The sequence below is a fragment of the Variovorax sp. SRS16 genome, from assembly GCF_901827165.1.
Taxonomy (GTDB): Bacteria; Pseudomonadota; Gammaproteobacteria; order Burkholderiales; family Burkholderiaceae_C; genus Variovorax.
The window spans coordinates 515,429-538,975 of record NZ_LR594666.1; the positions used below are offsets into that span (position 1 = coordinate 515,429).

At 69.4% G+C, this 23,547-nt stretch carries 22 protein-coding genes and 1 riboswitch; of the genes, 12 read left to right on the top strand and 10 right to left on the bottom strand.

What is annotated here, in order from left to right; all coding sequences use genetic code 11:
• Positions 1 to 2: 2 nt before the first annotated feature.
• A complete protein-coding gene (locus E5P2_RS02525; protein WP_162565598.1) occupies positions 3 to 1,376 on the top strand; it encodes an FAD-dependent oxidoreductase in 1,374 nt (457 codons plus the stop codon).
• Positions 1,377 to 1,419: 43 nt separating this feature from the next.
• Here the strand turns inward: E5P2_RS02525 and E5P2_RS02530 are convergent, their stop codons facing one another.
• Genes E5P2_RS02530 through purU form a run of 4 tightly spaced genes read right to left on the bottom strand, consistent with a single transcriptional unit; the run spans position 1,420 to position 4,896 of the window.
• Positions 1,420 to 2,148 (bottom strand): LrgB family protein, encoded by a 729-nt coding sequence (locus E5P2_RS02530; protein WP_162565599.1) that lies wholly within the window; start codon positions 2,146 to 2,148, stop codon positions 1,420 to 1,422.
• Between the two features lie 4 nt (positions 2,149 to 2,152).
• On the bottom strand, positions 2,153 to 2,494 hold the full coding sequence (locus E5P2_RS02535) for a CidA/LrgA family protein (RefSeq protein WP_162565600.1): 342 nt from the start codon (positions 2,492 to 2,494) through the stop codon (positions 2,153 to 2,155).
• Between the two features lie 12 nt (positions 2,495 to 2,506).
• Positions 2,507 to 4,012, bottom strand: coding sequence for an FAD-linked oxidase C-terminal domain-containing protein (locus E5P2_RS02540; RefSeq protein WP_162565601.1), 1,506 nt, complete (start codon positions 4,010 to 4,012; stop codon positions 2,507 to 2,509).
• Positions 4,013 to 4,047: 35 nt separating this feature from the next.
• Positions 4,048 to 4,896 carry a formyltetrahydrofolate deformylase gene (purU, locus tag E5P2_RS02545; RefSeq protein WP_162565602.1) on the bottom strand — a complete coding sequence of 283 codons (849 nt, stop codon included), beginning with the start codon at positions 4,894 to 4,896 and terminating at the stop codon, positions 4,048 to 4,050.
• Between the two features lie 86 nt (positions 4,897 to 4,982).
• Here purU and E5P2_RS02550 point away from each other — a divergent pair, with 86 nt between their 5' ends.
• On the top strand, positions 4,983 to 6,317 hold the full coding sequence (locus tag E5P2_RS02550; RefSeq protein WP_162565603.1) for an aminotransferase class III-fold pyridoxal phosphate-dependent enzyme: 1,335 nt from the start codon (positions 4,983 to 4,985) through the stop codon (positions 6,315 to 6,317).
• Here E5P2_RS02550 and E5P2_RS02555 read toward each other — a convergent pair.
• The 3 genes from E5P2_RS02555 to E5P2_RS02565 form a co-directional block, all read right to left on the bottom strand.
• On the bottom strand, positions 6,301 to 7,128 hold the full coding sequence (locus tag E5P2_RS02555) for a ChaN family lipoprotein (RefSeq protein ID WP_162565604.1): 828 nt from the start codon (positions 7,126 to 7,128) through the stop codon (positions 6,301 to 6,303). The genes E5P2_RS02550 and E5P2_RS02555 overlap by 17 nt on opposite strands.
• Before the next feature lie 50 nt (positions 7,129 to 7,178).
• On the bottom strand, positions 7,179 to 7,457 hold the full coding sequence (locus E5P2_RS02560; RefSeq protein WP_174262707.1) for a BTH_I0359 family protein: 279 nt from the start codon (positions 7,455 to 7,457) through the stop codon (positions 7,179 to 7,181).
• Between the two features lie 122 nt (positions 7,458 to 7,579).
• Complete coding sequence (locus E5P2_RS02565) at positions 7,580 to 8,809, bottom strand: DUF3108 domain-containing protein (protein ID WP_162565606.1); 1,230 nt, start codon at positions 8,807 to 8,809, stop codon at positions 7,580 to 7,582.
• Positions 8,810 to 8,908: 99 nt separating this feature from the next.
• Between E5P2_RS02565 and E5P2_RS02570 the strand changes: the two genes are divergently transcribed.
• Positions 8,909 to 9,925 carry a fumarylacetoacetate hydrolase family protein gene (locus E5P2_RS02570; protein ID WP_162565607.1) on the top strand — a complete coding sequence of 339 codons (1,017 nt, stop codon included), beginning with the start codon at positions 8,909 to 8,911 and terminating at the stop codon, positions 9,923 to 9,925.
• A gap of 46 nt (positions 9,926 to 9,971) precedes the next feature.
• On the opposite strand, the gene E5P2_RS02575 is transcribed toward E5P2_RS02570, so the two are convergent.
• Entirely contained in the window at positions 9,972 to 10,739 is a 768-nt protein-coding gene (locus tag E5P2_RS02575; RefSeq protein WP_162565608.1) for a helix-turn-helix domain-containing protein, read from the bottom strand.
• A gap of 74 nt (positions 10,740 to 10,813) precedes the next feature.
• On the opposite strand from E5P2_RS02575, the gene E5P2_RS02580 reads away from it, so the two are divergent.
• Genes E5P2_RS02580 through E5P2_RS02590 form a run of 3 tightly spaced genes read left to right on the top strand, consistent with a single transcriptional unit; the run spans position 10,814 to position 13,810 of the window.
• Complete coding sequence (locus E5P2_RS02580) at positions 10,814 to 12,568, top strand: FAD-dependent monooxygenase (RefSeq protein ID WP_162565609.1); 1,755 nt, start codon at positions 10,814 to 10,816, stop codon at positions 12,566 to 12,568.
• Positions 12,565 to 12,792: a hypothetical protein gene (locus E5P2_RS02585; RefSeq protein ID WP_162565610.1), complete on the top strand. Its 228-nt coding sequence runs from the start codon at positions 12,565 to 12,567 to the stop codon at positions 12,790 to 12,792. Before E5P2_RS02580 ends, E5P2_RS02585 begins: the two co-directional genes overlap by 4 nt.
• 43 nt (positions 12,793 to 12,835) lie before the next feature.
• Positions 12,836 to 13,810, top strand: coding sequence for a Bug family tripartite tricarboxylate transporter substrate binding protein (locus E5P2_RS02590; protein ID WP_162565611.1), 975 nt, complete (start codon positions 12,836 to 12,838; stop codon positions 13,808 to 13,810).
• A gap of 131 nt (positions 13,811 to 13,941) precedes the next feature.
• On the opposite strand, the gene E5P2_RS02595 is transcribed toward E5P2_RS02590, so the two are convergent.
• Entirely contained in the window at positions 13,942 to 15,114 is a 1,173-nt protein-coding gene (locus tag E5P2_RS02595) for a toxin-antitoxin system YwqK family antitoxin (RefSeq protein ID WP_162565612.1), read from the bottom strand.
• A 270-nt stretch (positions 15,115 to 15,384) separates the two neighbouring features.
• On the opposite strand from E5P2_RS02595, the gene E5P2_RS02600 reads away from it, so the two are divergent.
• From E5P2_RS02600 to E5P2_RS02625, 6 genes are all read left to right on the top strand, one after another.
• Positions 15,385 to 16,251, top strand: a complete 867-nt coding sequence (locus E5P2_RS02600) for a TraB/GumN family protein (RefSeq protein WP_162565613.1) — start codon at positions 15,385 to 15,387, stop codon at positions 16,249 to 16,251.
• 27 nt (positions 16,252 to 16,278) lie between these two features.
• Positions 16,279 to 16,641, top strand: a complete 363-nt coding sequence (locus tag E5P2_RS02605; protein WP_162565614.1) for a DUF2946 family protein — start codon at positions 16,279 to 16,281, stop codon at positions 16,639 to 16,641.
• An 87-nt stretch (positions 16,642 to 16,728) separates the two neighbouring features.
• Entirely contained in the window at positions 16,729 to 19,020 is a 2,292-nt protein-coding gene (locus tag E5P2_RS02610; protein ID WP_162565615.1) for a TonB-dependent receptor, read from the top strand.
• A gap of 92 nt (positions 19,021 to 19,112) precedes the next feature.
• Positions 19,113 to 19,943, top strand: a complete 831-nt coding sequence (locus E5P2_RS02615; protein WP_232080882.1) for a copper chaperone PCu(A)C — start codon at positions 19,113 to 19,115, stop codon at positions 19,941 to 19,943.
• Positions 19,944 to 20,010: 67 nt separating this feature from the next.
• Complete coding sequence (locus E5P2_RS02620; RefSeq protein WP_162565617.1) at positions 20,011 to 20,742, top strand: PhaM family polyhydroxyalkanoate granule multifunctional regulatory protein; 732 nt, start codon at positions 20,011 to 20,013, stop codon at positions 20,740 to 20,742.
• A 39-nt stretch (positions 20,743 to 20,781) separates the two neighbouring features.
• Positions 20,782 to 22,050: an FIST signal transduction protein gene (locus E5P2_RS02625; protein ID WP_162565618.1), complete on the top strand. Its 1,269-nt coding sequence runs from the start codon at positions 20,782 to 20,784 to the stop codon at positions 22,048 to 22,050.
• 22 nt (positions 22,051 to 22,072) lie between these two features.
• On the opposite strand, the gene E5P2_RS02630 is transcribed toward E5P2_RS02625, so the two are convergent.
• Positions 22,073 to 23,317 (bottom strand): FAD-dependent oxidoreductase, encoded by a 1,245-nt coding sequence (locus E5P2_RS02630; protein ID WP_162565619.1) that lies wholly within the window; start codon positions 23,315 to 23,317, stop codon positions 22,073 to 22,075.
• A gap of 73 nt (positions 23,318 to 23,390) precedes the next feature.
• A riboswitch (glycine riboswitch) is annotated at positions 23,391 to 23,498 on the bottom strand.
• Between the last annotated feature and the right edge of the window lie 49 nt (positions 23,499 to 23,547).

A 23,547-nucleotide genomic window follows, 5' to 3' on the forward strand; every position in this document is an offset into this window, starting at 1 on the left:
CCATGAAGACCATCACCGAAGCCGCCCGCCAGACACCGCTGGTCGAAACCTATGACGTCATCGTGGCCGGTGGCGGGACCGCCGGCGTGATCGCCGCGATCGCGTCGGCGCGCAATGGCGCGCGCACATTGCTCGTCGAGCGCAGCGGCTTCCTGGGCGGGCACATCGCATCGCAATTGCTGGAACACAGCGCGGGCTGGTTCGATGCCGCGGGCCGGCGCATCGTCGCCGGGCTTCCACAGGAGCTGGTCGACCGGCTGGTGAGTGCCGGCGCATCGCCCGGCCATGTGCGCGACGACACCGGCTATACGCTGTCGCGCGTGCCGGTCAACCACGAGATGTTCAAATCGATCGTGACCGGGATGGTCGCGCAGGCGGGTGTCGATCTTCTCTTCTTCTCGCCCGTCGTGGGTGTCCTGAAGGACGATGACAAGGTCTCGGGCCTGATCGTCGAGAACAAGTCGGGGCGCACGGCCTACGGTGCCGACGTGGTGATCGACTGCACCGGCGATGCGGACGTCGCCGAAAGAGCGGGCTGCGCATTCCTGTCGGAGGCCGATGCGCCGACCCAGCCGGTCAGCCTGTTGTTCAAGCTCGGCGGCATCGACCACCAGGCCCTGCTCAAGCACGTCGCCGCCAACGAGCAGGACTTCAAGCTCGGCGTCGCCACGGCCGCTCTGGTCGGCGAGGACCATGTGAATCTCTGGGGGTTCGGGCCGCAGCTCGCGCGGGCGTTCGACGACGGCACGGTGTCCCTGAAGCGAAACGAACTGCACTACAGCGGCTGGGTGCGCAGCGGCGAAGCGGTGATCAACGTGACGCGCTTCGCGGCCGACGCCACCCGGTCGGAAGCCCTTGCGGAGGCCGAGATCGCGCTGCGCCGCCAGGTGCTCGAGTTCACCGAGTTCTTTCGACGCTACATCCCCGGCGCGCAGAACTGCTTTCTGTCGGCCAGCGCGTCGTGCGTCGGCGTGCGGGAGAGCCGGCGCATCAAGGGCCGCAACATCCTGACCGACAACGACGTCCGGACCGGACGCCGGTTCGAGGATGCCGTTCTGCGCGGCGGCTTCCCGATCGACAGCCACGACCCGAAGGGCGCGAGCCTGGACTCGGCCGAGCATCTGGCGAGCGGCTACGACATACCGCTGTCGGTGCTCGTGCCTGCGGATGTCGATGGGCTGATCGTTGCAGGACGCTGCATCTCGGCGGAGCGCAAGGCGCTGGCGAGTGCGCGCATCTCCGGCACCTGCATGGCCATGGGACAAGCCGCCGGAACGGCGGCTGCGATGGCGTCGCGTCTTGGCAAGCCGTTGCCGACGCTGGACATCGGCGACTTGCAGCGCGTGCTGGCCGAGCAGGGCGCGATCCTGCGATGAGCCACGGCGGTCCGCGGGATGCCGCGGCGCCGCGCGCCAGCCGTCAGAAGAAGAGCCGGAATACCAGCGGCATCAGCAGCGCCGCCAGCACCACCTGCAGGCCCAGCGCAAGCCCGGCATAGGCGCCCGCATCGGCATCGACGTGCAGCGCACGCGCCGCGCCGATGCCGTGCGCCGCGGTGCCGAGGCCGAAACCGCGCGCCGCGAAGCCCTCGGCATCGGTGCCGATGCGCAGCGCATCGAACAGATACTTGGCCGACAGTGCGCCGACCATGCCGGTGAGCACCGCGAACACGGCCGACAGGGCCGGGATGCCACCGATCTTTTCCGAGATGCCCATGGCCACCGGCGCCGTGACCGACTTGGGCGCCAGCGACAGCACCACGTCGTGCGGCAGGCCGACGGCCCAACCCAGCGCGACGGCCGATCCGCAGGCGGCCGCGCCGCCGAGCAGCGCCGCGAGCATCAGCCGGCCGAAGCGCTGGCGCAGTTCGATGCGCCGCTGCCACAGCGGCCAGGCCAGCGCGACCACGGCGGGGCCGAGCAGGAAATGGATGAACTGCGCGCCCGCGAAATAGGTCGGGTAGTCGACGCCGGTCGCGAGCAGCCCGCTCGCCAGCGCGATCACCGACCACAGCACGGGATTGGCCCAGGGCGGACTGCCGAGCCGCGCATAGGCCGCGTTCGCCAGCAGGTACACCACCAGCGTGGCCGTGAGGCCGAACAGCGGCGTGGCCGAGAGATAGATCCAGAGTTCGACGAAGCGCGGCATGCTGCTAGGCTTTCTTGCGGGTGCCGTAGAGCACCAGCGTCGTCACCGCCAGCCCGATCCAGGTCGACAGCACGATCACGAGCAGCATGCGGCCGCCGTACTGGCTCAGCAGCGCGAGATGCGTCATGACGCCGACGCCGACCGGCACGAACAGCAGCGACAAATGCGCGAGCAGGAAATTCGCGCACTCGCCGACCGGCTCGCGCACGATCGCGAAGCGCAGGCCTGCGAGCAGCAGCACCAGCCCGAGCACCGGCCCGGGCAGGGGCAGCGACAAGCCGCGCGACAGCAGCTCGCCGATCGTCTGGAACACCAGCAGCCAGGCCATGCCGCGCAAGCCGTTCATCGTGTTCTCGCTCTAGAACCGCGGCAGCTCCGCGAAGCGCTGCGCCTGCCCGCCGCGCACCACCTGCTTGCCATACTCCGCGCAGCGCTGCAGCGTCGGGATCACCTTGCCCGGATTGAGCAGCCCCGTCGCATCGAAGGCGCGCTTGACCCCCGCCATCTGCGCGTTCTCCTCGGCCGTGAACTGCACGCACATGCTGTTGAGCTTCTCCACCCCCACCCCGTGCTCGCCCGACACCGTGCCGCCCATCGCCACGCTGGTCTCCAGGATGTCGGCGCCGAACAGCTCGCAGCGGTGCAGCTCGTCCGCATCGTTGGCATCGAACAGCACCAGCGGATGCAGGTTGCCGTCGCCCGCGTGGAACACGTTGCAGCAGCGCAAGCCGTACTTCTTCTCCATCTGCTGGATCGCCAGCAGGATATCGGCCAGCCGCTTGCGCGGAATGGTCGAATCCAGGCACATGTAATCGGGGCTGATGCGCCCCGAGGCCGGGAACGCGTTCTTGCGCCCGCTCCAGAAGCGCAGCCGCTCGGCCTCGTTCTCGCTGCAGGCGATGGCCGTCGCGCCGCACTCGCGCAGCACCGCCGTCATGCGTGCGATCTCTTCCTCCACCTCCTCGGGCGTGCCATCGGATTCGCACAGCAGGATCGCTTGGGCATCGAGGTCGTAGCCCGCGTGCACGAAGTCTTCCACCGCCGCGGTCATGGGCTTGTCCATCATCTCCAGGCCCGCGGGGATGATGCCCGCGGCAATCACCGCGGCCACCGCGTCGCCGGCCTTTCGCACGTCGTCGAAGCTGGCCATGATGCAGCGCGCCAGGCGCGGCTTCGGGATCAGCCGCACCGTGACCTCGGTGGTCACGGCCAGCATGCCTTCGCTGCCGATCACCAGCGCCAGCAGATCGAGCCCGGCGCAGTCGAGCGCCTCGCTGCCGAACTCGATCGCCTCGCCCTCGGCGGTGAAGCCGCGCACGCGCAGCACGTTGTGCAAGGTCAGGCCGTATTTCAGGCAATGCACGCCGCCGGAGTTCTCGGCCACGTTGCCGCCGATGGTGCAGGCGATCTGGCTGGAAGGATCGGGCGCGTAGTAGAGGTTGTAGGGCGCGGCGGCCTCGCTGATGGCGAGGTTGCGCACGCCGCACTGCACGCGCGCGGTGCGCCCGACGGGGTCGAGGTGCACGATCTGGTTGAACCTGGCCAGCGAGAGGGTGACGCCGCCCGCATGGGGCATGGCGCCGCCGGACAGACCGGTGCCCGCGCCGCGCGCGACCACGGGCACGGCCATCGCATGGCAGGCCTGGAGCACGGCCTGCACCTGGGCCTCGGTTTCGGGCAGGGCGACGGCCAGCGGGCGCTGGCGGTAGGCGGTCAGGCCGTCGCATTCGTAGGGGGTCACGTCCTCGGTGGTGGAGAGCACGGCGTGCGGCGCCAGCACGGCCTGCAGGGCGCGCACGACCTTGGCTTGCAGCGCGCTGCGCTCGGAGGCCGGGGGGGCGGAATCGGCTGGCACGGGGTTCATCGCGTCATTGTCCACAAGCCCGATGCCGGCCGCACTCAGCGAAAGACCACCGTCCGATGCCCGTTCGGCAGCACGCGATGTTCGCTGTGCCATTTCACCGCGCGCGCCAGCACCTGGCTCTCGGTGTCGCGGCCGCGCGCCGTGAGGTCGTCGACCGTGTCGGTGTGGTCGGCGCGCGCCACGTCCTGCTCGATGATCGGGCCTTCGTCGAGGTCCGCGGTCACGTAGTGGGCGGTGGCGCCGATCAGCTTCACGCCGCGGTCGTGCGCCTGGTAGTAGGGCTTGGCGCCCTTGAAGCTCGGCAGGAAGGAGTGGTGGATGTTGATCGCGCGGCCCGCCAGCTTGCCGCACAGGTCGTTGCTGAGGATCTGCATGTAGCGCGCCAGCACCACCAGCTCGGCGCCCTCGGCCTCGATGATCTCGAGCTGCTTCGCCTCGCCCTGCGCCTTGGTCGCGGCCGTGACCGGGATGTGGTGGAAGGGCACGTTGTAGCTGGCCGCCAGCTGGTAGAAGTCGCGGTGGTTCGAGATGATGGCGCGGATGTCGATCGCCAGCAGGCCGCTCTTCCAGCGGAACAGCAAGTCGTTCAGGCAGTGGCCTTCGCGGCTCACCAGGATCACGGTCTTCATCGGCTCGGCGGCCGCATGCAGCTTCCAGTTCATGCCGAAGCCGGTGGCGAAGCCCGCGAGTTGCTCGCGCAGCGCGGCTTCGCCGTGCTCGCTGCAGGCAAAGCGCACGCGCATGAAGAACAGGCCGGTGCCGCGGTCGTTGTACTGGGCCGCTTCCTCGATGTTGCCGCCGCGCTCGAGCAGGAAGCCGGAGACAGCGTGCACGATGCCGATGCGGTCGGGACAGGACAGGGTCAGGATATACGCGGGAGTCATAGGGCGGCGATTGTCGCAGGGCGGCCGGGAAATGCGGTCGGTGCCAGAATCGCCATTCCCCAGCACGCAATCTGCAGGAGCGACCCATGGCTTTCAACGACTTCAACATGGACAACCAGTGGTTGCCCTTCACCCCCAACCGGCATTTCAAGAAGGACCCGCGCGTCTTCGTCGCCGCCGACGGCATGGAGTTCACCACGCACGACGGCAAGAAGGTGATCGACGGCATCTCGTCGCTGTGGTGCGTGGGCGCGGGCCACAACCGCAAGCCCATCAACGAGGCGATCAAGAAGCAGCTCGACACGCTCGACTACGCGACCGCTTTCCAGGTCAGCAACGACAAGGCTTTTCGCGCCGCCGAGATGATCGCCGCGATGGCACCCGGCGACCTCAACAAGGTGCTGTTCTGCAACTCGGGCAGCGAGGCGGCCGACACCTCGCTCAAGGTCGCGCTGGCCTACCACCGCGCGCGCGGCGAAGGGCATCGCAACGTCTTCATCGGCCGCGAGAAGGGTTACCACGGCGTCGGCTTCGGCGGCATGTCGGTCGGCGGCATTCCGGGCAACCGCAAGGTGTTCGGCTCGGCGTTCCTGCCGCGCGTCGATCACATGCGCTTCATCCACGATCCGGTCAACCACGCGTACATCCACAACGAATTGCCGGTATGGGCCGAGGATGCGCTGGCCGACCTCGAGCAGCGCATCCTGCCGCTGCACGATCCGAGCAACGTGGCCGCGATCATCGTCGAGCCGATCGCGGGTTCGGCCGGCTGGTATCTGCCGCCGAAGGGTTACCTGCAGAAGCTGCGCGAGATCTGCGACAGGCACGGCATCCTGCTGATCTTCGACGAGGTCATCAGCGGCTTCGGGCGCATGGGCACCAACTTCGCGTCGGACTATTTCGGTGTCGTGCCCGACATGCTGAACTTCGCCAAGTGCGTGACCAACGGCGTCATTCCGCTGGGTGGCGTGATCTGCCGCGACAAGCTGTACGACGCGATGATGAACACCTCGGCGCCGGAGCATGTGGTGGAGTTCTTCCACGGCTACACCTACTCGGGCCACCCGGTCGCCTGCGCGGCCGCGATCGCGACGCTCGAGCTGTACCAGAAGGAGCAGCTCTTCGCGCGCGCCGGAGAGATGGGCAAGGTGCTGGGCGATGCGTTCCACGGCACATTCAAGGGCCTGCCGAACGTGATCGGCATCCGCAGCCTGGGCCTGGCCGCGGCCGTCGAACTCGCGCCGATCGCGGGCGCACCGGGCAAGCGGGCCTACGACATCTTCCTGGACTGCTACCACAAGGGCGCGCTGGTGCGGCCGGCCGGCGATGTGCTGGTGATCGCACCGCCCTACATCGTCGAGAAGTCGCACATCGACACGCTGGTCAACACGCTCGCGGATTCCATCAAGAAGAACGCCTGAGGCTTTCGCAGTAGTCCTTCTCGGGCAGCGCGGGCGTCTGCCACACGCTGTCGAAGGCGGCGCTGCGTTCGCCCGCGGCGCCGGCCTGCAGCTGCACGGTCCTGACGCGAAGGTCGGTCGGCAGATGCTGCGGCACGCCGAGCGCCTTGGTGGTGTGGCCCGAGCCGCTCAGCAGCAGCACCGTCTTGCCCGGCACGCGCGCCTTGACGATGGCCTGTGCCATGGCGCGGTCGCGTGCGATCTGGATGCGCGTCATCGGCACGATCTGCGATTCGGGCAGCAGGTTGCAATGGCCCGCGCGCACGGCGTCCTGCTGCGCGGCGCGGGCCGCGTCGCCGAGCTGCGCATCGAGCGAGACATCGGCCATCGCGTCCTTCATGTGCTCGCGCGGCAGGTTGGCGCCGACCACCGGCACGCCGGCTTGCACCGCGGCCATCACGGCGGGGCCGTAGTCGCTCCAGGGCCAGGCCTTGTCGTCCCAGCTCAGGGCGGTGCGCACCTGCGACTCGCTGGCCGTTCGGTCGAGGTAGCCGGTGCTGTTGCCCTCTTCGGCCATTTCGAGTGCCAGCGCCGCGAGCCGGCCGCGCTCGACCAGCGCCTGGACCGCTTCGCGCTCGATCAGGTGATGCGCGGGTGCGTCGTGCTGTTCGCCGATCAGCAGCGCGTCGGCGGGAAGCAGGGACGCGATGCGACGACTCACCGGCGCATCGTCGGCCGGCGCGAAGGCGCTGCAGCCGGCCAGCGCGATCGCGCCGAGCAGCAGCGCCCAGCGCGGCGAAGAGAGGAGAAACGGGAATGGGCTGGGCGGCATCCGGTTCATCCTATGCCAGCCCGCCGCGGCATGCAGCCGGCCTGTGAAGCTCAGTGCACCAGAACCGGCGTGTGCGCCAGCTCGGCGTAGCCTTCGAGCGTGTCCTCGACCTCTTCCTGGGTCGGCGTCTTGAGCTGCCAGGCGGTGATCTGCTGCTGGAACAGTTCGGCCCACGAGCCGTCGAGGTAGACCTCCTTGCCCGAGCGCTTGTCGACGATCTCGAAGCCATGGCGCGCCAGCACGGGCACGTGCGGTGCGACCGGCGCTTCGCCTTCGGTCGGCTGCACGTGCACGACGACGAAGGAGTCGGAGTCGTAGAGCATTTGCATTTCGGGTCCAGTCAGGATGTCGATGGCATTCATGGTGTCTAGATAGCAATCAACGCGCCAGTTTCAAGACGGCTGTCGTCTTGTAGGCACGGACCGGGATTTTTTGTGCTGTTTTGGGCGTTTCACTGCCGCAATGGCAGGATTTCCCGCAGCTGCAGGTCGGCGAAGTCGCCATTGGCCTGGGTCTGCTTGATGCGCACCGGCAGGTAGCCCAGTTCCGGCGCCACCCAGAGCTCCACCTTGTCGTCGAAGGGCTTGCGCGGGTTGCGCGTGAGCTTGCGCACGGTGTAGTCGCCGGCCGGCAGGCTCAGCTTTTCCTCGCCCTCGACGTTGAAAGTCCAGATGTCGGCATCGCGCGGGCCGACGGTCTGGATGGCGATGACCGCGCCCTGCGGGTAGTGCGCCGGATCGCCCGCGAGCAGGGCGCCCAGCTGCATCACGATGCTCAGCCGGTCCTGCGCGCCGGCCATCAGCGGCACGCTCGGCGTGTTGCTGCTGAAGACGATCGTTCCCTGGTCGCGCACGAAGTGCGAGGCCACCTCGGTCTTGCGCGTTTCCGAGAAGCGCGCCGGCTCGATCCCCGTGGGGCCGATCATGCCGGCGCTGTGCTGCGTGCGGATCGTCCGGAACAGGAAGGTGAGCGACAGGCGGGCGTCGTACTGCTGGCCGTCCTGCAGCCATGTCAGCTCGCCGAACACGCCCTGCATCGGCGAAGTGCCCTGCTGGCCGGTGACCGCGAAGGCCAGCTTGACGGAGCCGGGGATGCGCAACGCGACCGGACCTGCCACGTTGCCTGAGGCATCCCCGCTGGCCGTGGCTGCAGATGCCGACGCCGAACCCGATGCGCCCTTTGCGCCGCTGACCGCGGCGGGGCCGCTCGCCGCCGCGACGGCCGGCGTCGCGGCGGCCGATGCCGCTGGCTCTGCAGCCGATGCCGCCTGCTCCGCCGCGACCGCCGCATTGGCCTGGGCGATCAATTGCTCCAGCGGAATGTCGGGCGTCGCCACGCTGTCCGGCCTGGGGCTGGGCTGCGGCGCGGGCGACGGAGCCGGTGCCGGCGCCGGCGCGCGCGGCCGCGCCGCGGGCCGGGGGCGCGCGGGCCTCGGCGGCGACGGCCGGGCCTCGGCCCCTGCGGTCGCCGCCGGCGCCGGCGCCGCAGCGGCCGGCGGCCCGATCACGATGGTGCGCGTGATGAACTTGTTCGCCAGCGGCGAGGGCCGTGGCCCGACGGCGGCCGGCGTCAGCCCCAGCAGCACCAGGTGCACCAGCACCACCGCCACCGTCAGCGCCGCGATTCCGCGCCGGGGCGGGCGCGGGGCGGCGGGCAGGGCAGGGGCGGCGAGCGTCGGCATCGGGAGTGGATCGGACGCCGGCCCCGAGGTTCACCTCGGTACACTGCCGCCCGTTCAACCAGTTTAGTTGCGATGCCGCACCGGCATCCGAGGCCACCCATGAAACTCGCCACACTCAAGGACGGCTCGCGCGACGGCCAGCTCGTCGTCGTCTCGCGCGACCTTGCCAGCGCCCACTACGCCACCGGCATCGCCAGCCGCCTGCAGCAGGTGCTCGACGACTGGGGCTTCATGAGCCCGCAGCTGCAGGACCTGTACGACGCGCTCAACGCCGGTCGCGCGCGCCACGCCTTTCCCTTCGATCCCGCGCAATGCATGGCGCCGCTGCCGCGCGCCTACCAGTGGGCCGACGGTTCGGCCTACCTCAACCATGTCGAATTGGTGCGCAAGGCGCGCAACGCCGAGGTGCCCGAAAGCTTCTACACCGACCCGCTGATGTACCAGGGCGGCAGCGACGACTTCATCGGCCCCTGCGATCCGGTCGTGGCCGGCAGCGAGGCTTTCGGCATCGACTTCGAGGCCGAGATCGCGGTCGTCACCGGCGACGTGAAGATGGGCGCTTCGCCCGCGCAGGCGCTCGACGGCATCCGCCTGCTGATGCTGGCCAACGACGTCAGCCTGCGCAACCTGATCCCGGCCGAACTCGCCAAGGGCTTCGGCTTCTTCCAGAGCAAGCCCGCGACCGCCTTCAGCCCGGTCGCCGTCACGCCCGACGAGCTCGGCGAAGCGTGGCAGGGTGGCCGCGTGCACCTCGCGCTGCAGAGCACCTGGAACGGCCGCAAGGTCGGCATGTGCGATGCGGGCGAAGAGATGACCTTCCATTTCGGCCAGTTGATCGCGCACATCGCCAAGACGCGCAACGTGCGCGCCGGCAGCATCATCGGCAGCGGCACGGTGAGCAACAAGGGCGTCGAGAAGAACGGCCGCATGGACTGGCCCAAGGGCTACAGCTGCATCGCCGAGAAGCGCTGCATCGAGACAATCCAGGACGGGCAGCCGAGCACCGAGTTCATGAAGTACGGGGACACGATCCGGATCGAGATGAAGGGGACGGATGGGCATTCGATCTTCGGGGCGATCGAGCAGGAAGTGGTGGCGCCGGGCGCTGCCAAGTAGCGTCGGTTGCAGCTTGCCCGTTGCGGGTTCGTTGCGGGCCGGCCCTTCAGAGCATCAGCAATTCTTTCAGCGTGCGAATCCCCAACCGCCGAAACGCCCGGTACTGATGCGTGCGCACCGTCGTGAGCTCGATGCCGACGTCGCGCGCGGTTTCCTTCGCGGTCTTGCCGGCGAGCAGATGGCCGACGACCTCGCGTTCGCGCAGGCTCAGCACCAGCAGGCGCGAGGCCATGGCCGGCGAGACGGCCTCGCGCGCGGCGACGGCGCTGCGGCCGTGCGCGGCCGTCGCATCGGCCAGCAGCGCGGCATGCGCTTCGAGCAGCGCAAAATCGGCGGCGCTGAAATCGGGCTGCGCGAGGCTTCGGTAAAAGCTCACGGCTGCGCGCTGACCCGTCGGCAGCAGCAGCAACACCGAGGCGCGCTCGCGGATGCCGACGTCGCCGTAGCAGGCCGCGCGATAGGCCGGGTCCGCCACGTCCGACGCATGGTGATGCCCAAGCCATAGCTGCGCGCGCTGGGGCAGCTTGCGCGCGGCGAGCCAGACCATGTTGGGATCGAGCAGGTCGAAGCGTTGCGCCACATAGCGTTCGGCGGTGCGCTCGGCCGTGTTGCCATAGGAACTCGCGGCCGACACCGTCTCGATGCGGCCGCTGCTGCCCACCGCGAACACGGTGCAGAAGGTGACCGGCAGCACGCGCTGCATCGCCGCAAGGTAGCTGGCCGCCAGGTGCGCCGTGCCGATGCCGGCGAGCACGTCGCGGACCACGGGCGCCGCCAGGTCGCGCTCGGTGGCATGCAGAGGCCAGCGCTTCATCGGCATCCAAGGGTTGTCACTTCGTACGAAGTTACGACATCGGCTTCGCGAGCGCATGCGGACAATCCCTTCGCATGGACACCGCGATCACCGCTTCCACTTCTTCGCCGGCCGCGCGTGCGGGCGATGCCGCGACCGGGCCCTTGCCGCCCGAGGCCGGCGCACTGCCGCCCTCGATCGGCGCGTTCCACTACACGCGCTTCGCGCCCCGGCTGCCGGCGCTGGAAGAGGGCATCGAGCCGGGCCGCCATCCGGTCGTGATCGCGGGCGGCGGGCCGGTCGGGCTGTCGCTCGCGCTCGGCCTCGCGAACCATGGCGTGCGCAGCGTGATCCTGGAAGCCGACGACACGGTCTGTGTCGGCAGCCGCGCGTGCTGCATCTCGCGCCGCAGCCTGGAGATCGTCGAGCGCCTCGGCGCGCTGCCTGCCTTCCTGGCGAAGGGCCTGCCCTGGGCCGTCGGCCGCAGCATCTACAAGACCGACGAGGTGTTCCGCTTCGAGATGCCGCATGATGCGCATCAGAAGCTGCCGCCGATGATCAACCTCGAGCAGTACTACATCGAGCAGTACCTGCTGGACGAGATCGTGCGCCGCAACGAGGCCGCACCCGGATTGATCGACATCCGCTGGGGCACCGAGCTCGCCGGCTTCACGCAGGACGCCGCGGGCCTGACGCTGCAGGCGCGCAATGCACTCGGCGCCTATGCGCTGCATGCCGCATGGCTGGCCGGCTGCGATGGCGGCCAGAGCTTCGTGCGCAAGTCGCTCGGCCTCGAGCTCGAAGGCACGGCCTACGAGGGCCGCTACGTGATCATCGACATCGAACTGCACAGCACGCATCCGACCGAGCGCCGTGCCTGGTTCGATCCGCCGTGGAACCCGGGCTCGACCGTGCTGATGCACCGCCAGCCCGACGACATCTGGCGCATCGACTACCAGCTGCGCGCCGGCCAGAGCACCGAAGAAGCGCTGCAGCCGGCTGCGGTGCAGGCCTTCGTGCAGCGCCATCTCGAAGCCATCGGCGAAGGCCATCTGCCGTGGAAGACGGTCTGGACCTCGGTCTATCGCGCCGGCGCGATGACGCTCGGCAGCTACCGCCACGGCCGCGTGCTGTTCGCCGGCAATGCCGCGCACGCGATGCCGATCTTCGGCGTGCGCGGCCTCAACTCGGGCTTCGACGATGCCGACAACCTGGCGTGGAAGCTGGCGCTGGTGGCGCGCGGCGTGGCCGATGCGTCGCTGCTCGACAGCTATTCGCAGGAGCGCATCGCGGCCTTCCACATCAACGCCGAGAGCGCGATGCGCAGCACCGAGTTCATGTCGCCGCCGTCGCGCGGCTTCGATCTGCTGCGCGAGGCGGCGCTGTCGCTGTCAGGCGCGCACCGCGGCATCGCCAACCTGATCAATCCGCGGCAGACGCAGGCGGTGCGTTATGAGGGCTCGCCGCTGTCCAGCGAAAGCGATGCGCTTGCGGCCGGGCCGGTGCCCGGTGAGGCGATGCCGGAGCAGTGGCTCGCGCCGGACCTGCATCTGAGCGATCGGCTGGGGCCGGCGTTCACCGTGCTCGTGCTGAACATGGACCGTATGGATGCCGCGCTGGCCGACGAGATCGCCGAGGCCCGGACGGGTCCGCTGCAGGTCGTGCGGCATGAGCTCCCTCCGGGCACTGCGCCCGAGGCGGTCTTCGCTGCGCTGGGCGCGCAACAGGGCGCCGTCTACCTCTTGCGTCCGGATGGCCACGTGGCCGCGCGCTGGCGCCGTGTGCCCGTCGGCGCGTTCAGGTTGGCATTGGCGCGCGCCGCGGCGCTCGCAGAAAGGGGATCCGCATGACGGCATTGAATCCGGATGCGCGCGACCGGCTGTATGCCGACTGCGCGCGCGCCATCAGCGAGGCGGGTGTCGAGCGAGAATCGTTGTTCCTCGCACGGCTCGCGCTGCTGCTGTTCGAGCAGATCGGCGACGAGGCGCGTTGCCGGACCGCGCTGGCGCAGGCGCTGGACGGTCTGCCGATGCCATCGCTGTCCGCCGCGGCGGCGATGGGACGCGTGGGCTGAGTTTCTTCGACAAGAATTTTTCCAACCACCAGGAGACTGACCGATGGATCGCAGAACACTGCTCACCACCCTTGCCGCCGGCGCGACGGCCGCCGCCGCGCCGTGGGCCCGCGCGCAAGGCTATCCCGAGCAGCTCATCCGCTGGATCGTGCCGTACCCGGCAGGTGGCGGCACCGACGTGATCGCGCGCACGCTGGCCGAGGCGATGCGCCAGACGCTGGGCCAGCAGATCATCATCGACAACCGGCCCGGCGCGTCGACCAACATCGGTGCCGACCTGGTCGCCAAGTCCAAGCCCGACGGCTACACCATCATGTCGGCCGACAACGCGCTCCTGGCCTTCAACGAGTACCTGTACAGCAAGCTGCCTTTCAACCCTGCCAAGGACTTCAGCTACATCGGCGCGATCGGCAAGTTCCCGCTCGCGCTGGTGGTGAACCCGGCCTTTCCGGCGCAGGACTTCAAGTCCTTCCTCGCCTACGTCAAGGCCAACCCGGGCAAGGTCAACTACGCCTCGCCCGGCAACGGTTCGCCGCACCATCTCGCGATGGAGCTGTTCAAGAACCACACCGGCACCTTCATCACGCACATTCCCTATCGCGGCGCGGCGCCCGCGATGGCCGACGTGATGGGTGGCCAGGTGCCGTGCATGTTCCTGGACCTGGCCTCGGGGCTGTCGATCATGCAGAGCAAGAAGGTGCGCGTGCTCGCCATCGGCTCGGGCGCGCGCTCGAAGCTCTTGCCCGACGTGCCGACGCTGGCCGAAGTGGGTGTGCCCCATACCGAGGTGTTCGCGTTCCAGGGCATCCTCGGCCCGGCCGGGCTGTCGCCCGCGGTCGTCAACCGGCTCAATGCCGACCTCAACCGTGCCTTCGGCGCGCCCGCGGTGCAGAAGCACTTCAACGACTTCGGCATGGAAGCGATGCCCGGAAGTCCTGAGCAGTTCGCTGCCTTGTCGCGTGCCGAGTCGCAACGCTGGGGTCCCATCATCAAGGCCGCCAACATAAAGCTGGACTGATTGTTGCTCGCCCCCAGGCTGCGCGCACTTCGTGTCGCTTCGCCAACCCCCTGCCGGGGGCAACACCGGCGGACCGGCAAAGCCGGATCCGCGGTGTTTCTGGAAGGAGATAGCGCTCGCGTTTGCGAGCGCTATCTTGAATAGGATTTGCGGGAACCGTCGGCGAAGACCTCGTCGTCGCGCTGGACCTGGCCGTTCTCGTCCCAGGTGCGTTCGCGCGTGATGCGGCCCTTGTCGTCGTAGACCGATTCGGCCATCAGCGTGCCCTTGTCGTTGAAGCGCCGATGCACGCCCACGGCGGTGCGGCGAAAGCGGTCGATGACCAGGAAGCGGCCGGAGCTCGCGGGCTGGCCGTTGTCGTGGAACTCGTTGATCTCGACGGTGCGCGGCGCATCGCCTTCGCTGTAGATCGCCTTCGTGCGCGGCTGGCCGTTGAGGTAGTAGCTGTCGTCGCTGAGCGGATCGCCGGCCGCGTTCCATCGCTGATCGCGCACCAGCGTGCCCCGCTCGGAGAACTCCTGCACGCGCTGCCTGATCGCACCGCGCTCGCTCAGCGTGGACACCACCTCGCGCCGCTTGATGCCTTCGGAGGAGAAGCTGCGCTCGGTGCGCTGGTTGCCGACGATCTCGTCCTGCGCTGCGGGCCTGCCGTTGTCGTAGAGGTCCTCGCTGCGCACCCGCTTGCCCGCGGCGTACGAGAGCCGCGAGCGCAGCGTTCCCTTGCTGTCGTAGAGCTCGACCTGCGACGGGCCGTCGGTGAAGCCGCACAGCCGCGCGTCGTCGGCCGCCGGCGCCAGCATCGGCTTGTCGCCGCAGCGCAGCGATGCGAGGCGACCCGAGGGCGTGAAGTCGACGGCCGCGCGTTCGCCGCCCGGCTCCGCATAGAAAGCGGCGCGCCGCAGCGAGCCGCCGGGATAGAAGTTGCGCACCAGGCCGGTCTCGCGGCCGTCGTCGTAGACCGCTTCGCGCAGCACCTGGCCGGTCGGCGAGAACTCACGCGCAGGGCCATCCATGTTGCCGCGCTCGTTCACGCTCTGTTCCTTGACCAGCTTGCCTTTCTCGTAGAAGCGCGCCAGGCCCATGAAGACACCGTTCTGGAGCTGCTGTTCGCGCATCAGCACGCCGGTGTCGCGGTCCTTGCAGCGCATCAGGCCGGACTTGCCGGCGGTCGTGTTGCCATTGGCGGGATTGACGCTCCGGCCGTCGAGTTCGCAGTCCTGCACCGCCTGCGCGGCGTTGGCCAGCAAAAGGCCGCCGACGATCAGCGCGGCCAGGCGGAAGGCGATCGGCCCGACAGCGCTCATGCTGCGTGGACGCGAAGGGCGCGTGGATAGAGGCCAGGCATGGCCGCGAATTATCCGTCGCGGGACGCTGACAGAATGCGCATTCCGTTTCTCGCCGCGGGCCGCAAGGCCCGATCATCCGTGACCTTTTTCTCGTTTCTCCGCACGTTGCCCCGGTGCTTGCGTGCAGGGGCCGCGCTCTGTGGCGCAGGCCTGGTCTTTGCTGCGGCCGCAGCCCAGGCCGCACCGGCCGGCGAGTCCGCAAGCCCTGCCTGCCCGCCGGCGGCGGTGATGCCCGATCTGTCCCGGGATGGGCTGGCCGCGGCGATGCAGCGTGCCGTCGATCGCGGGATCCTCTGGCGCATCGACAAGGACGGCCACAGCTCGTGGCTCTACGGAACGCTGCATCTGGGCGAAGCCGACTGGATGTTCCCGGGGCCGACCGTGCGGCGCGCCATGGCAGAGAGCGACACGGTGGCGCTCGAGCTCGACCCGCTCGACCCGGCGACGCAAGCCGCCTTCGCCGCGCCCATCGACGAAGCTGCCGCGGCCCGCGTGCTCACGCCCGAACGCCGGCGCCGGCTCGACCGCCAGGCCGCGCGCGCCTGCGTGCCCGAAGCGACGCTCGCCAGGATGCCGCCTGTGCTGCAGGCCACCACGCTGGCCTTGCTCAGCGCGCGCACCGACGGCCTGTACGCCCAGTTCGGTTCCGAGGCCTTTCTGTCGGGTCTGGCACGCGGCCGCGGCAAGCCCGTCGTGGCCCTCGAAACTGCGGCGGCGCAATGGAAGGCCCTGACCGGCGGCTCCGAAGCGGACCAGGGCGAGCAGGTCGACGCAGCGCTCGACGAACTCGAGGCCGGCCAGAGCGCGACGAAGACCAGCGAGCTCGCACAGGCCTGGGCGCACAGCGATGGGTCCAAGCTGGACCGCTATGCGCAGTGGTGCGGCTGCATGGACACGGCCGCCGACCGCCGCATGCTCCGGCGATTGCTCGACGACCGCAACCCGCATCTGGCCGACGGCATCGCGCGGCTGCATGCCGAAGGCCAGCGCGTGTTCGGCGCCGTCGGCGCGCTGCACATGATCGGGCCGCTCGGCCTTCCGGCGCTGATGGCGGCGCGCGGATTTCGCGTGACACGAATGTTGCCCCTTCCCTGAGCCGGACTGGCCGATAATCCCCGTCTCATGACCGCCGTCCCGCGCCGCCTTCGCCGCCTCTGCAGCTTTGTGCTGTTGTGGTTCGTCGCGTCGCTGGGCGTGGCGATGGCCTCGCCGGTGGTGCATCCGCGTGCGATGGAGCTGGTCTGCTCCGCGGCCGGCGCCGTCAAGGTGATCGTGCACACGGACGACGGCGCGCAGGACATGGGCATGGGCCACATGGATTGCCCGTTGTGCATGCTGGCCGGCGCGCCGCCGCCGCCGACGCCGGCCGTCTCGATGCCCTCGATCCTGCCGCTGGCCCACGCGGTCCAGCCGATTCCGGCCGCGCGCATCGCCGCGGCCACCGCTGCGCCCTTGCCGGCGCGCGGGCCTCCCGTTCTCCTCTGACCCTGCTGTAGCTATCGCCGCACGGCGCCCGCTGAACGGGCGTGGTGCTTCGCAGTCACGGCCCCGCGCGGGCCGAGGAGAACCCCAATGAAGAGAACCTGGCTGGCGCTCGCATGCAGCGCCGCCTGCCCATGGAGCATGACCGCCTTCGCGCAGGACACGCCCGAACTCGCCAAGTCGCTCGGCGTGGTGACCGTCACCGGTGGCCGCCCGACCTCGCTGCCGACGCAGATCCCGACCACCATCGAGGGCATCACCGGCGAGCAGATCGAAACCACGGTCAATGCCACCGACAGCGAGGATGCGCTCAAGTACTTTCCGAGCCTGCTGGTGCGCAAGCGCTACATCGGGGACTACAACCACGCCATCCTGTCCACGCGCGCCTCGGGCACCGGCAACAGCGCACGCTCGGCGGTGTATGCCGACGGCATCCTGCTGTCGAACTACCTCGGCAACGGCATCGCCAACGGCACCAACTTCGCGCCGCGCTGGGGACTGGTGACGCCCGAGGAGATCGAGCGTGTGGACGTGATGTACGGCCCTTTCTCTGCGGCTTATCCGGGCAACTCGGCGGGTGCCGTGGTCGACTACGTGACCCGCATGCCCACGCAACTGGAGGCGCACGTCAAGGCCGGCTATGCGTCGCAACCCAACGACCTGTACAACACGCGCCAGAGCTTCGACAGCTGGCAGACCAGCGCCTCGATCGGCAGCCGGAGCGGCGACTGGTCGTGGTGGATCGACGTCAACCACACGACCAGCAACAGCCAGCCGCTGACCTTCACGACGGCGACCATCGCCTCGGGCACACCGGGCGCGGCCGGCACGCCGGTGACCGGCTTCGTCCCGGGGCTGAACACGACCAACACGCCGTGGTACATCCTGGGCACCGGCACCCAGTACCACACGGAACAGGACCATGCCAAGCTCAAGCTGGCCTACGACTTCTCGCCCACCGTCCGCGCGACCTACACGCTGGGCTATTGGCAGAACAGCGCCGAAGCCCGGCCGGCCAGCTATCTGACCAACGCGGCGGGCTTGCCGGTCTATGCGGGCGCGGTGAACATCGGTGGCCGCAGCTTCACGCTCGCGCCGACGGCGTTCCCGCTCGCCGACGATGCGCAGACGCACTACATGCACGGCCTTTCGGTCAAGAGCAACACGCAGGGCGTGTTCGATTGGGAAGTGACCGCCAGCCTGTACGACTATGCCAAGGACACCGAACGCGCACCCACCGTCGCCTTGCCGCTGGCGGCCATCGGCGGCGCCGGCACGCTGCAGGACCAGGGCGGCACCGGCTGGAACACCCTTGCGGCCAAGGGCACCTGGCGCCCGCAGGGTGCGGGCGGTGCGCACATCGTCGACTTCGGCGTCGGGCGCGATGCCTATGAGCTGGACATCCTGAAGACCAATGTGCTGGGCAACTGGCAGGACGGCCCGGGATCCTCGCCGGTCAGCGACGTCGGCGGTCGCACGCAAACGTACAACGCCTGGGCGCAGGACGTCTGGTCTTTTGCGCCGAAGTGGAAGGCCGTGCTGGGCTTGCGCTACGAGCACTGGGAGGCCCGCGACGGCTTCACGTCCGCAGGGATCAACTCGCAGTCCTATGCGGCTCGCAGCGAGTCGGATCTTTCGCCCAAGGCCGCGCTGGCCTATCAATGGACCAAGGACACCGTGCTCAAGGCATCGGTCGGCCGCGCCGTGCGCTATCCCACCGTGGGCGAGCTGTATGGCGCCACGACGGGCGGCGCGCTGTCCTTCATCAACGATCCGAACCTCAAGCCCGAGAAGTCGTGGACCGGCGAGCTTTCGCTCGAGAAGGACCTCGGCAACGGACTCGCCCGCGCGACGCTGTTCCACGAGACCACCCGGGACGCGCTGTTCAGCCAACTGATCCCGGGCACGACGGTGTCGGCGGTCCAGAACATCGACAAGGTGCGCACCACCGGACTGGAACTGGCCTACACCGGACAGGACGTGTTCATGAAGGGCGTGGACCTCGGCGGCAGCCTGACCTTTGCCGATTCGAAGACCGTGGCCGATGCCGCCTTCCCGGCCGCCGTGGGCAAGTGGCAGCCGCGCGTGCCGCGCTGGCGCTCGACCGTGTTCGCGACCTGGAAGCCCGATGCGCGCTGGGCTTTCACGGTCGCTGCTCGCTACAGCGGGCGGCAGTACTCGACGCTCGACAACAGCGACGTCAACGCCTTCGCCTACTTCGGCGCCAGCAGGTACTTCACCGTCGACCTGCGCGTGCGCTACCAGATCGACAAGCAGTGGTCCGCCGCCTTCGGCATCGACAACGCCAACAACGACCAGTACTGGAACTTCCATCCCTATCCGCAGCGCACCTTCAGCGCTGAACTCCGCTTCGACCTCTGACTCCCACTTCTCACCAAGGAACGCTCATGACCTCCTCATCCCTTCTCAAGACCCTTGCCGCATGTGCCCTCGCCGCCGGCGCCGGCGGCGCCATGGCCCACGTGACCCTGTCGCCGGGTGCCGCCACCGCGGGCAGCGACTACACCGCTGCATTCCGTGTCGGCCATGCCTGCAAGGACGCCACCGCGACCCGCGGCATCGCCGTGCGCCTGCCGGCCGGCTTCGTGCTGGCCGATGCGCAGGCGCGGCCGGGATGGAAGCTCGACGTGCAGCGCGCGGCCGGCGAAGTCCGCTGGAGCGCCGAGTCGCCGGGCACCGCCGTGCCTACGGCCGAGCATGCCGAGTTCGTGCTGCGCGGCAAGGTGCCCGCGAAGCCCGGCGTGCTGTGGTTCAAGGTGCTGCAGACCTGCGACGTGGGGCAGGCCGACTGGGCGCAGGTGCCGGCCTCTGGCAGCTCGACCGCCGGGCTGGAGAACCCCGCGGCCAGGCTCGAGGTGGTGGCGGTCGGTGTGGCCACGGTCGACGTCCGCGACGGCTGGGTGCGGCAATCCGTTCCGGGCCAGAGCGGCAGCGGCGCCTTCATGAAACTCACCGCGCCGACGGGTGCCCGGCTGGTCGGCGTGTCGACGCCTGCGGCCGGCGTGGCGGAAGTGCACGAGATGAAGATGGACGGCGACACGATGCGCATGCGCGCGATGCCGGTGCTCGAGCTGCCGGCCGGCAAGACGGTCGAGCTGACGCCCGGCGGCTACCACGTGATGCTGATGGACCTGAAGCAGCCGCTGGTGAAGGGCACGACCGTGCCGATGACGCTGCGCTTCGAGGACGCCAAGGGCGCATCGAGCTCGCTCGAGGTCCAGCTCCCGGTGGGCACGGGCGCGGATGCCGGGGCGTCGGCGCACGATCACATGCACATGAAGTGAGGGTCTCGAAATCGCCATGCCTTGGAGTAAGCTGCCCGCACAAGAACCACCTGCCAGGAGATCTCCCATGAGCGATGCGAGCAAACCCTTTGCCTTCAGCCAGTTCGTTCCGGGCTTCGATTTCCTCAAGAACCTTGCGGGCGCCAGCGCATCGGCCGGCCCGAGCGCGGTGCCGGGCCTGCCGAGCCTGTCGAGCTGGGTGGCGCCGACGCTGAGTGTCGAAGAGGTCGACAAGCGCATCCAGGAACTCAAGACCGTGCAGTACTGGCTGGAGCAGAACGGCCATGCGCTCAAGGCCACGATCCAGGCGCTCGAAGTGCAGAAGATGACGCTCTCGACATTGCGCGGCATGAATGTGCGCATGGAAGATCTCGCGAGCGTCTTCACGCGGCAGGCTGCCGCGCCATCGCCATCGCCATCGCCATCGCCATCGCCTGCAGCAGCCCCGGCGCCGCGGCCGGCGGCAGCGCCCGAGGCGAAGGCCGAGGAAGCGCCGGCCGCTGAAGCGAAGCACACCGAGCACCCCCGGAAGCCGGCTGCTGCCGCGTCAGCACCGGACGCCGCCGGCGTCGTCGACCCCTTGCAATGGTGGGGGGCGCTCACGCAGCAGTTCCAGCAGATCGCGAGTTCGGCCTTGCAGGACGCCTCCCAGCTGAAAGTGCCCGCGATGGCCCAGCCGCTGGCCGATGCGGTCGGCAAGGCCATGGGCGCCGCACCCGGCAAGCCGGCACGCAAGATGCCCGCGGCCGCCGCGAAAAAGCCATCCGCCGCAGCCAGGCCGGCGGCGCGCAAGCGCTGACGAAGAGGTCGAACGGACCAGACAGAGAAAGCCGAGGCCATGAAACTGTTTCCCTCCGGTCATGCCACCCATCCGCAGTGGCGCATGGCGGCCGGGCTCGTGCTCGCCCAGCTGCGCGCGCAGATGGCGCTGCCCGACTACGCGCGCGCACCCACGCTGGGCCTGCTCTACATCACCGACCACTACGCGGCCGATGCGCAGGAGATCCTCGATCACCTCGGCGCCGAGCTGCCCGAGATCACCGACTGGTCCGGCACGGTGGGGGTGGGCGTGGCGGCCAACAATGCCGAGTACTTCGACGAACCCGCGTTGAGCGTGATGCTGTGCCAGCTGCCGAGCGACCAGTACCGCGTGTTCTCCGGTGTGGCACCGCTGGCCAGTTCCGAGACGAGCGGCTTCGCGCCGCACACGGCGCTCGTGCATGCCGACCCCGCCACGCAGGATCTCACCGAGCTGATCGCGGAAATGGCCGAGCGCACCGACACCGGCTATCTGTTCGGCGGTCTGTCGTCGGGGCGTGGCGGCGCCCTTCAGTTCGCGATCGGCGGCAACGGCAATATCCGCGGCCATGGCGCGGCGGGCGGCGTGTTCTCGGGCGGCCTCTCGGGCGTGGTGTTCGGCGAAGGCGTGCGGCTGGTCTCGCGCGTCACGCAGGGCTGCCAGCCCGTGTCGCGCGAACGCGAGATCACCGAAGCCGACGGCAACCTGCTGCTCAAGCTCGACGGCGAACCGGCGCTCGACGTGCTGCTGGCCGATCTGCATGTGTCGCTCGACATGCCGCAGCAGGCGATCGACGCGGTGCGCGCCACGCTGGTCGGTCTCGCCGATGCGGGCAGCGACGGCATCCGGCGCACCGGCGACCTGGGCGCCGACGTGCTGGTGCGGCACATCATCGGGCTCGATCCGACGCGTCGCGGCGTGGCGATCGCCGACGTCGCCGAAGCCGGCATGCGCATGACCTTCTGCCGCCGCAATGCGCAGGCGGCGCGCGCCGATCTCATGCGCGTCTGTGCCGAGATCCGCGAGGAACTCGAACCCGAGGAGCAGACGCTGGCGACGGCGCGCGAGGTCGCGGCCGGCGAGGCCGAGGCCGCGCCCCATCCCGCGCGCCGCATCGCGGGCGCGGTGTACGTGAGCTGCTCCGGCCGCGGCGGCCCGCATTTCGGCGCGCCCGGCGCGGAGCTGCAGATCGTGCGGCATGCGCTCGGCGACGTGCCGCTGGTCGGCTTCTTCGCGGCCGGCGAGATCGCGCGGCATCACCTGTACGGCTACACCGGCGTGCTGACGGTCTTCACCGGCGCCGATTGAGCGCGAGGCGGCCTGCGCCGGCCTACATGCCGCGGAAGGCGAACTCGAGTTCGGGCCGCAGGCCGCTCATGATCCGGGCGATCGACTTGCCGGCGCCGCAGACGTGCACCCAGCCATGCGCGCCGGGCGCCGTGTTGAGGAACAGGTTGGGCAGCCGCGTCTTGCCGATCATGGGCAGCCCGTTCCGGCTCACCGCATGCCCGACGGTTTCGAGCGTGGCGTGCGCCGTGTCGGCGGCGCCGGGGAACAGCTGCTCGAAGCGGCGCAGGATGGCGTCGAAGCGATCGGAGTCGGCTTCGCCTTCCTCGTCGAGGCGGTCGCGCGCGAAGCCCGAGACCCGCAGGGAATCGCCCGCCGGCGTCTCGATGCGCATGATGCGCAGCTTGCCCTGGCGGTCCCGCAGGGTCACGCGCGGAGCGCGGGCGGCGTCCTTGACCGGCATCGTGACGATGTACTCGCGCAGGTGGCGCAGCGGCATCGCGATGCCCAGCTGCTGCGCATGCGGCGCGCCGGCCGCGCCGAGCGCGAGCACATAGGCCTGGGCGCGCATGGCCGTGGGCCGGCCGCCGGCATCGCGCAGTTCGACGTGGTCGATGCGGCCCTCGCGCTCGTGCAGCGACACCACCGTGTGCTTCATCGCGAAGCGGACCCCGGCCGCGCGGCACAGGAAGACGAGGCTGGCCGCGAACTGGGCCGGATCGCGCGCCGGGTCGTCCTGCGCATAGGCCGCGCCGGCGAGGCCTATGCGCATCGCCTGCAGCGCCGGCTCGATGCGCAGCGCGTCCTCGGGCGAGAGCAGGCGTTCTTCGCAGCCCAGCCTGTTCCAGTGCGCGGCGCGGGCCGTGCGGTCCTCGAAAGCGGCGGTGTCCGTGTAAAGGCTCAGCAGGCCTGCGGTGCGCGCGCTCTGGGGCATGCCGGCCTCGTCGCTCAGCGCGCGCACGCTTTCGCGGCTGTAGGCGGCCAGGCGAACGAGATGCTCGAACGGATCGGGCTTGCGGCGTTCGCCGATGGCACGGTCGAGCAGCCGGGCCAAGTGCCTTCGCAGGCGGCTGTACAGCGCCGATTCCTTGCGCTTCGTGCCGGCAGGGGATGAGGACAGTGCCGCCGGCTGCGCTGCGGCGCCTTCCTCATGGCGGTTCACGCGGCCGCGCGCCTTGGCCGCGGGGCTCGCGTGCCGGTCGACCACCGTCACCTCGTGGCCCAGCTGTTGCAGGTAGTAGGCCGATGCGACGCCGAGCAGGCCGGCGCCCAGAACAATCACGCGCATGTCCGTATCCTTTTTGGATGGCACGAACGGCGGGTGGCGGCGCGGATGGCGGCCTTCACCCGGGGTTCAGACTGCCGCTCCCCCTGTCTTGTACCTGAGAGATTCACCCGCGTGCGACCCGCAGCGGGCTTGCTCCTTCGGTGCGCCGCGTGCCGCGGCGGCTCTCCAGTCGGCGATTGATCAACAACGATGCAGTGATCGAATCGCCTTCGGCGATTCACCTGAGCGTT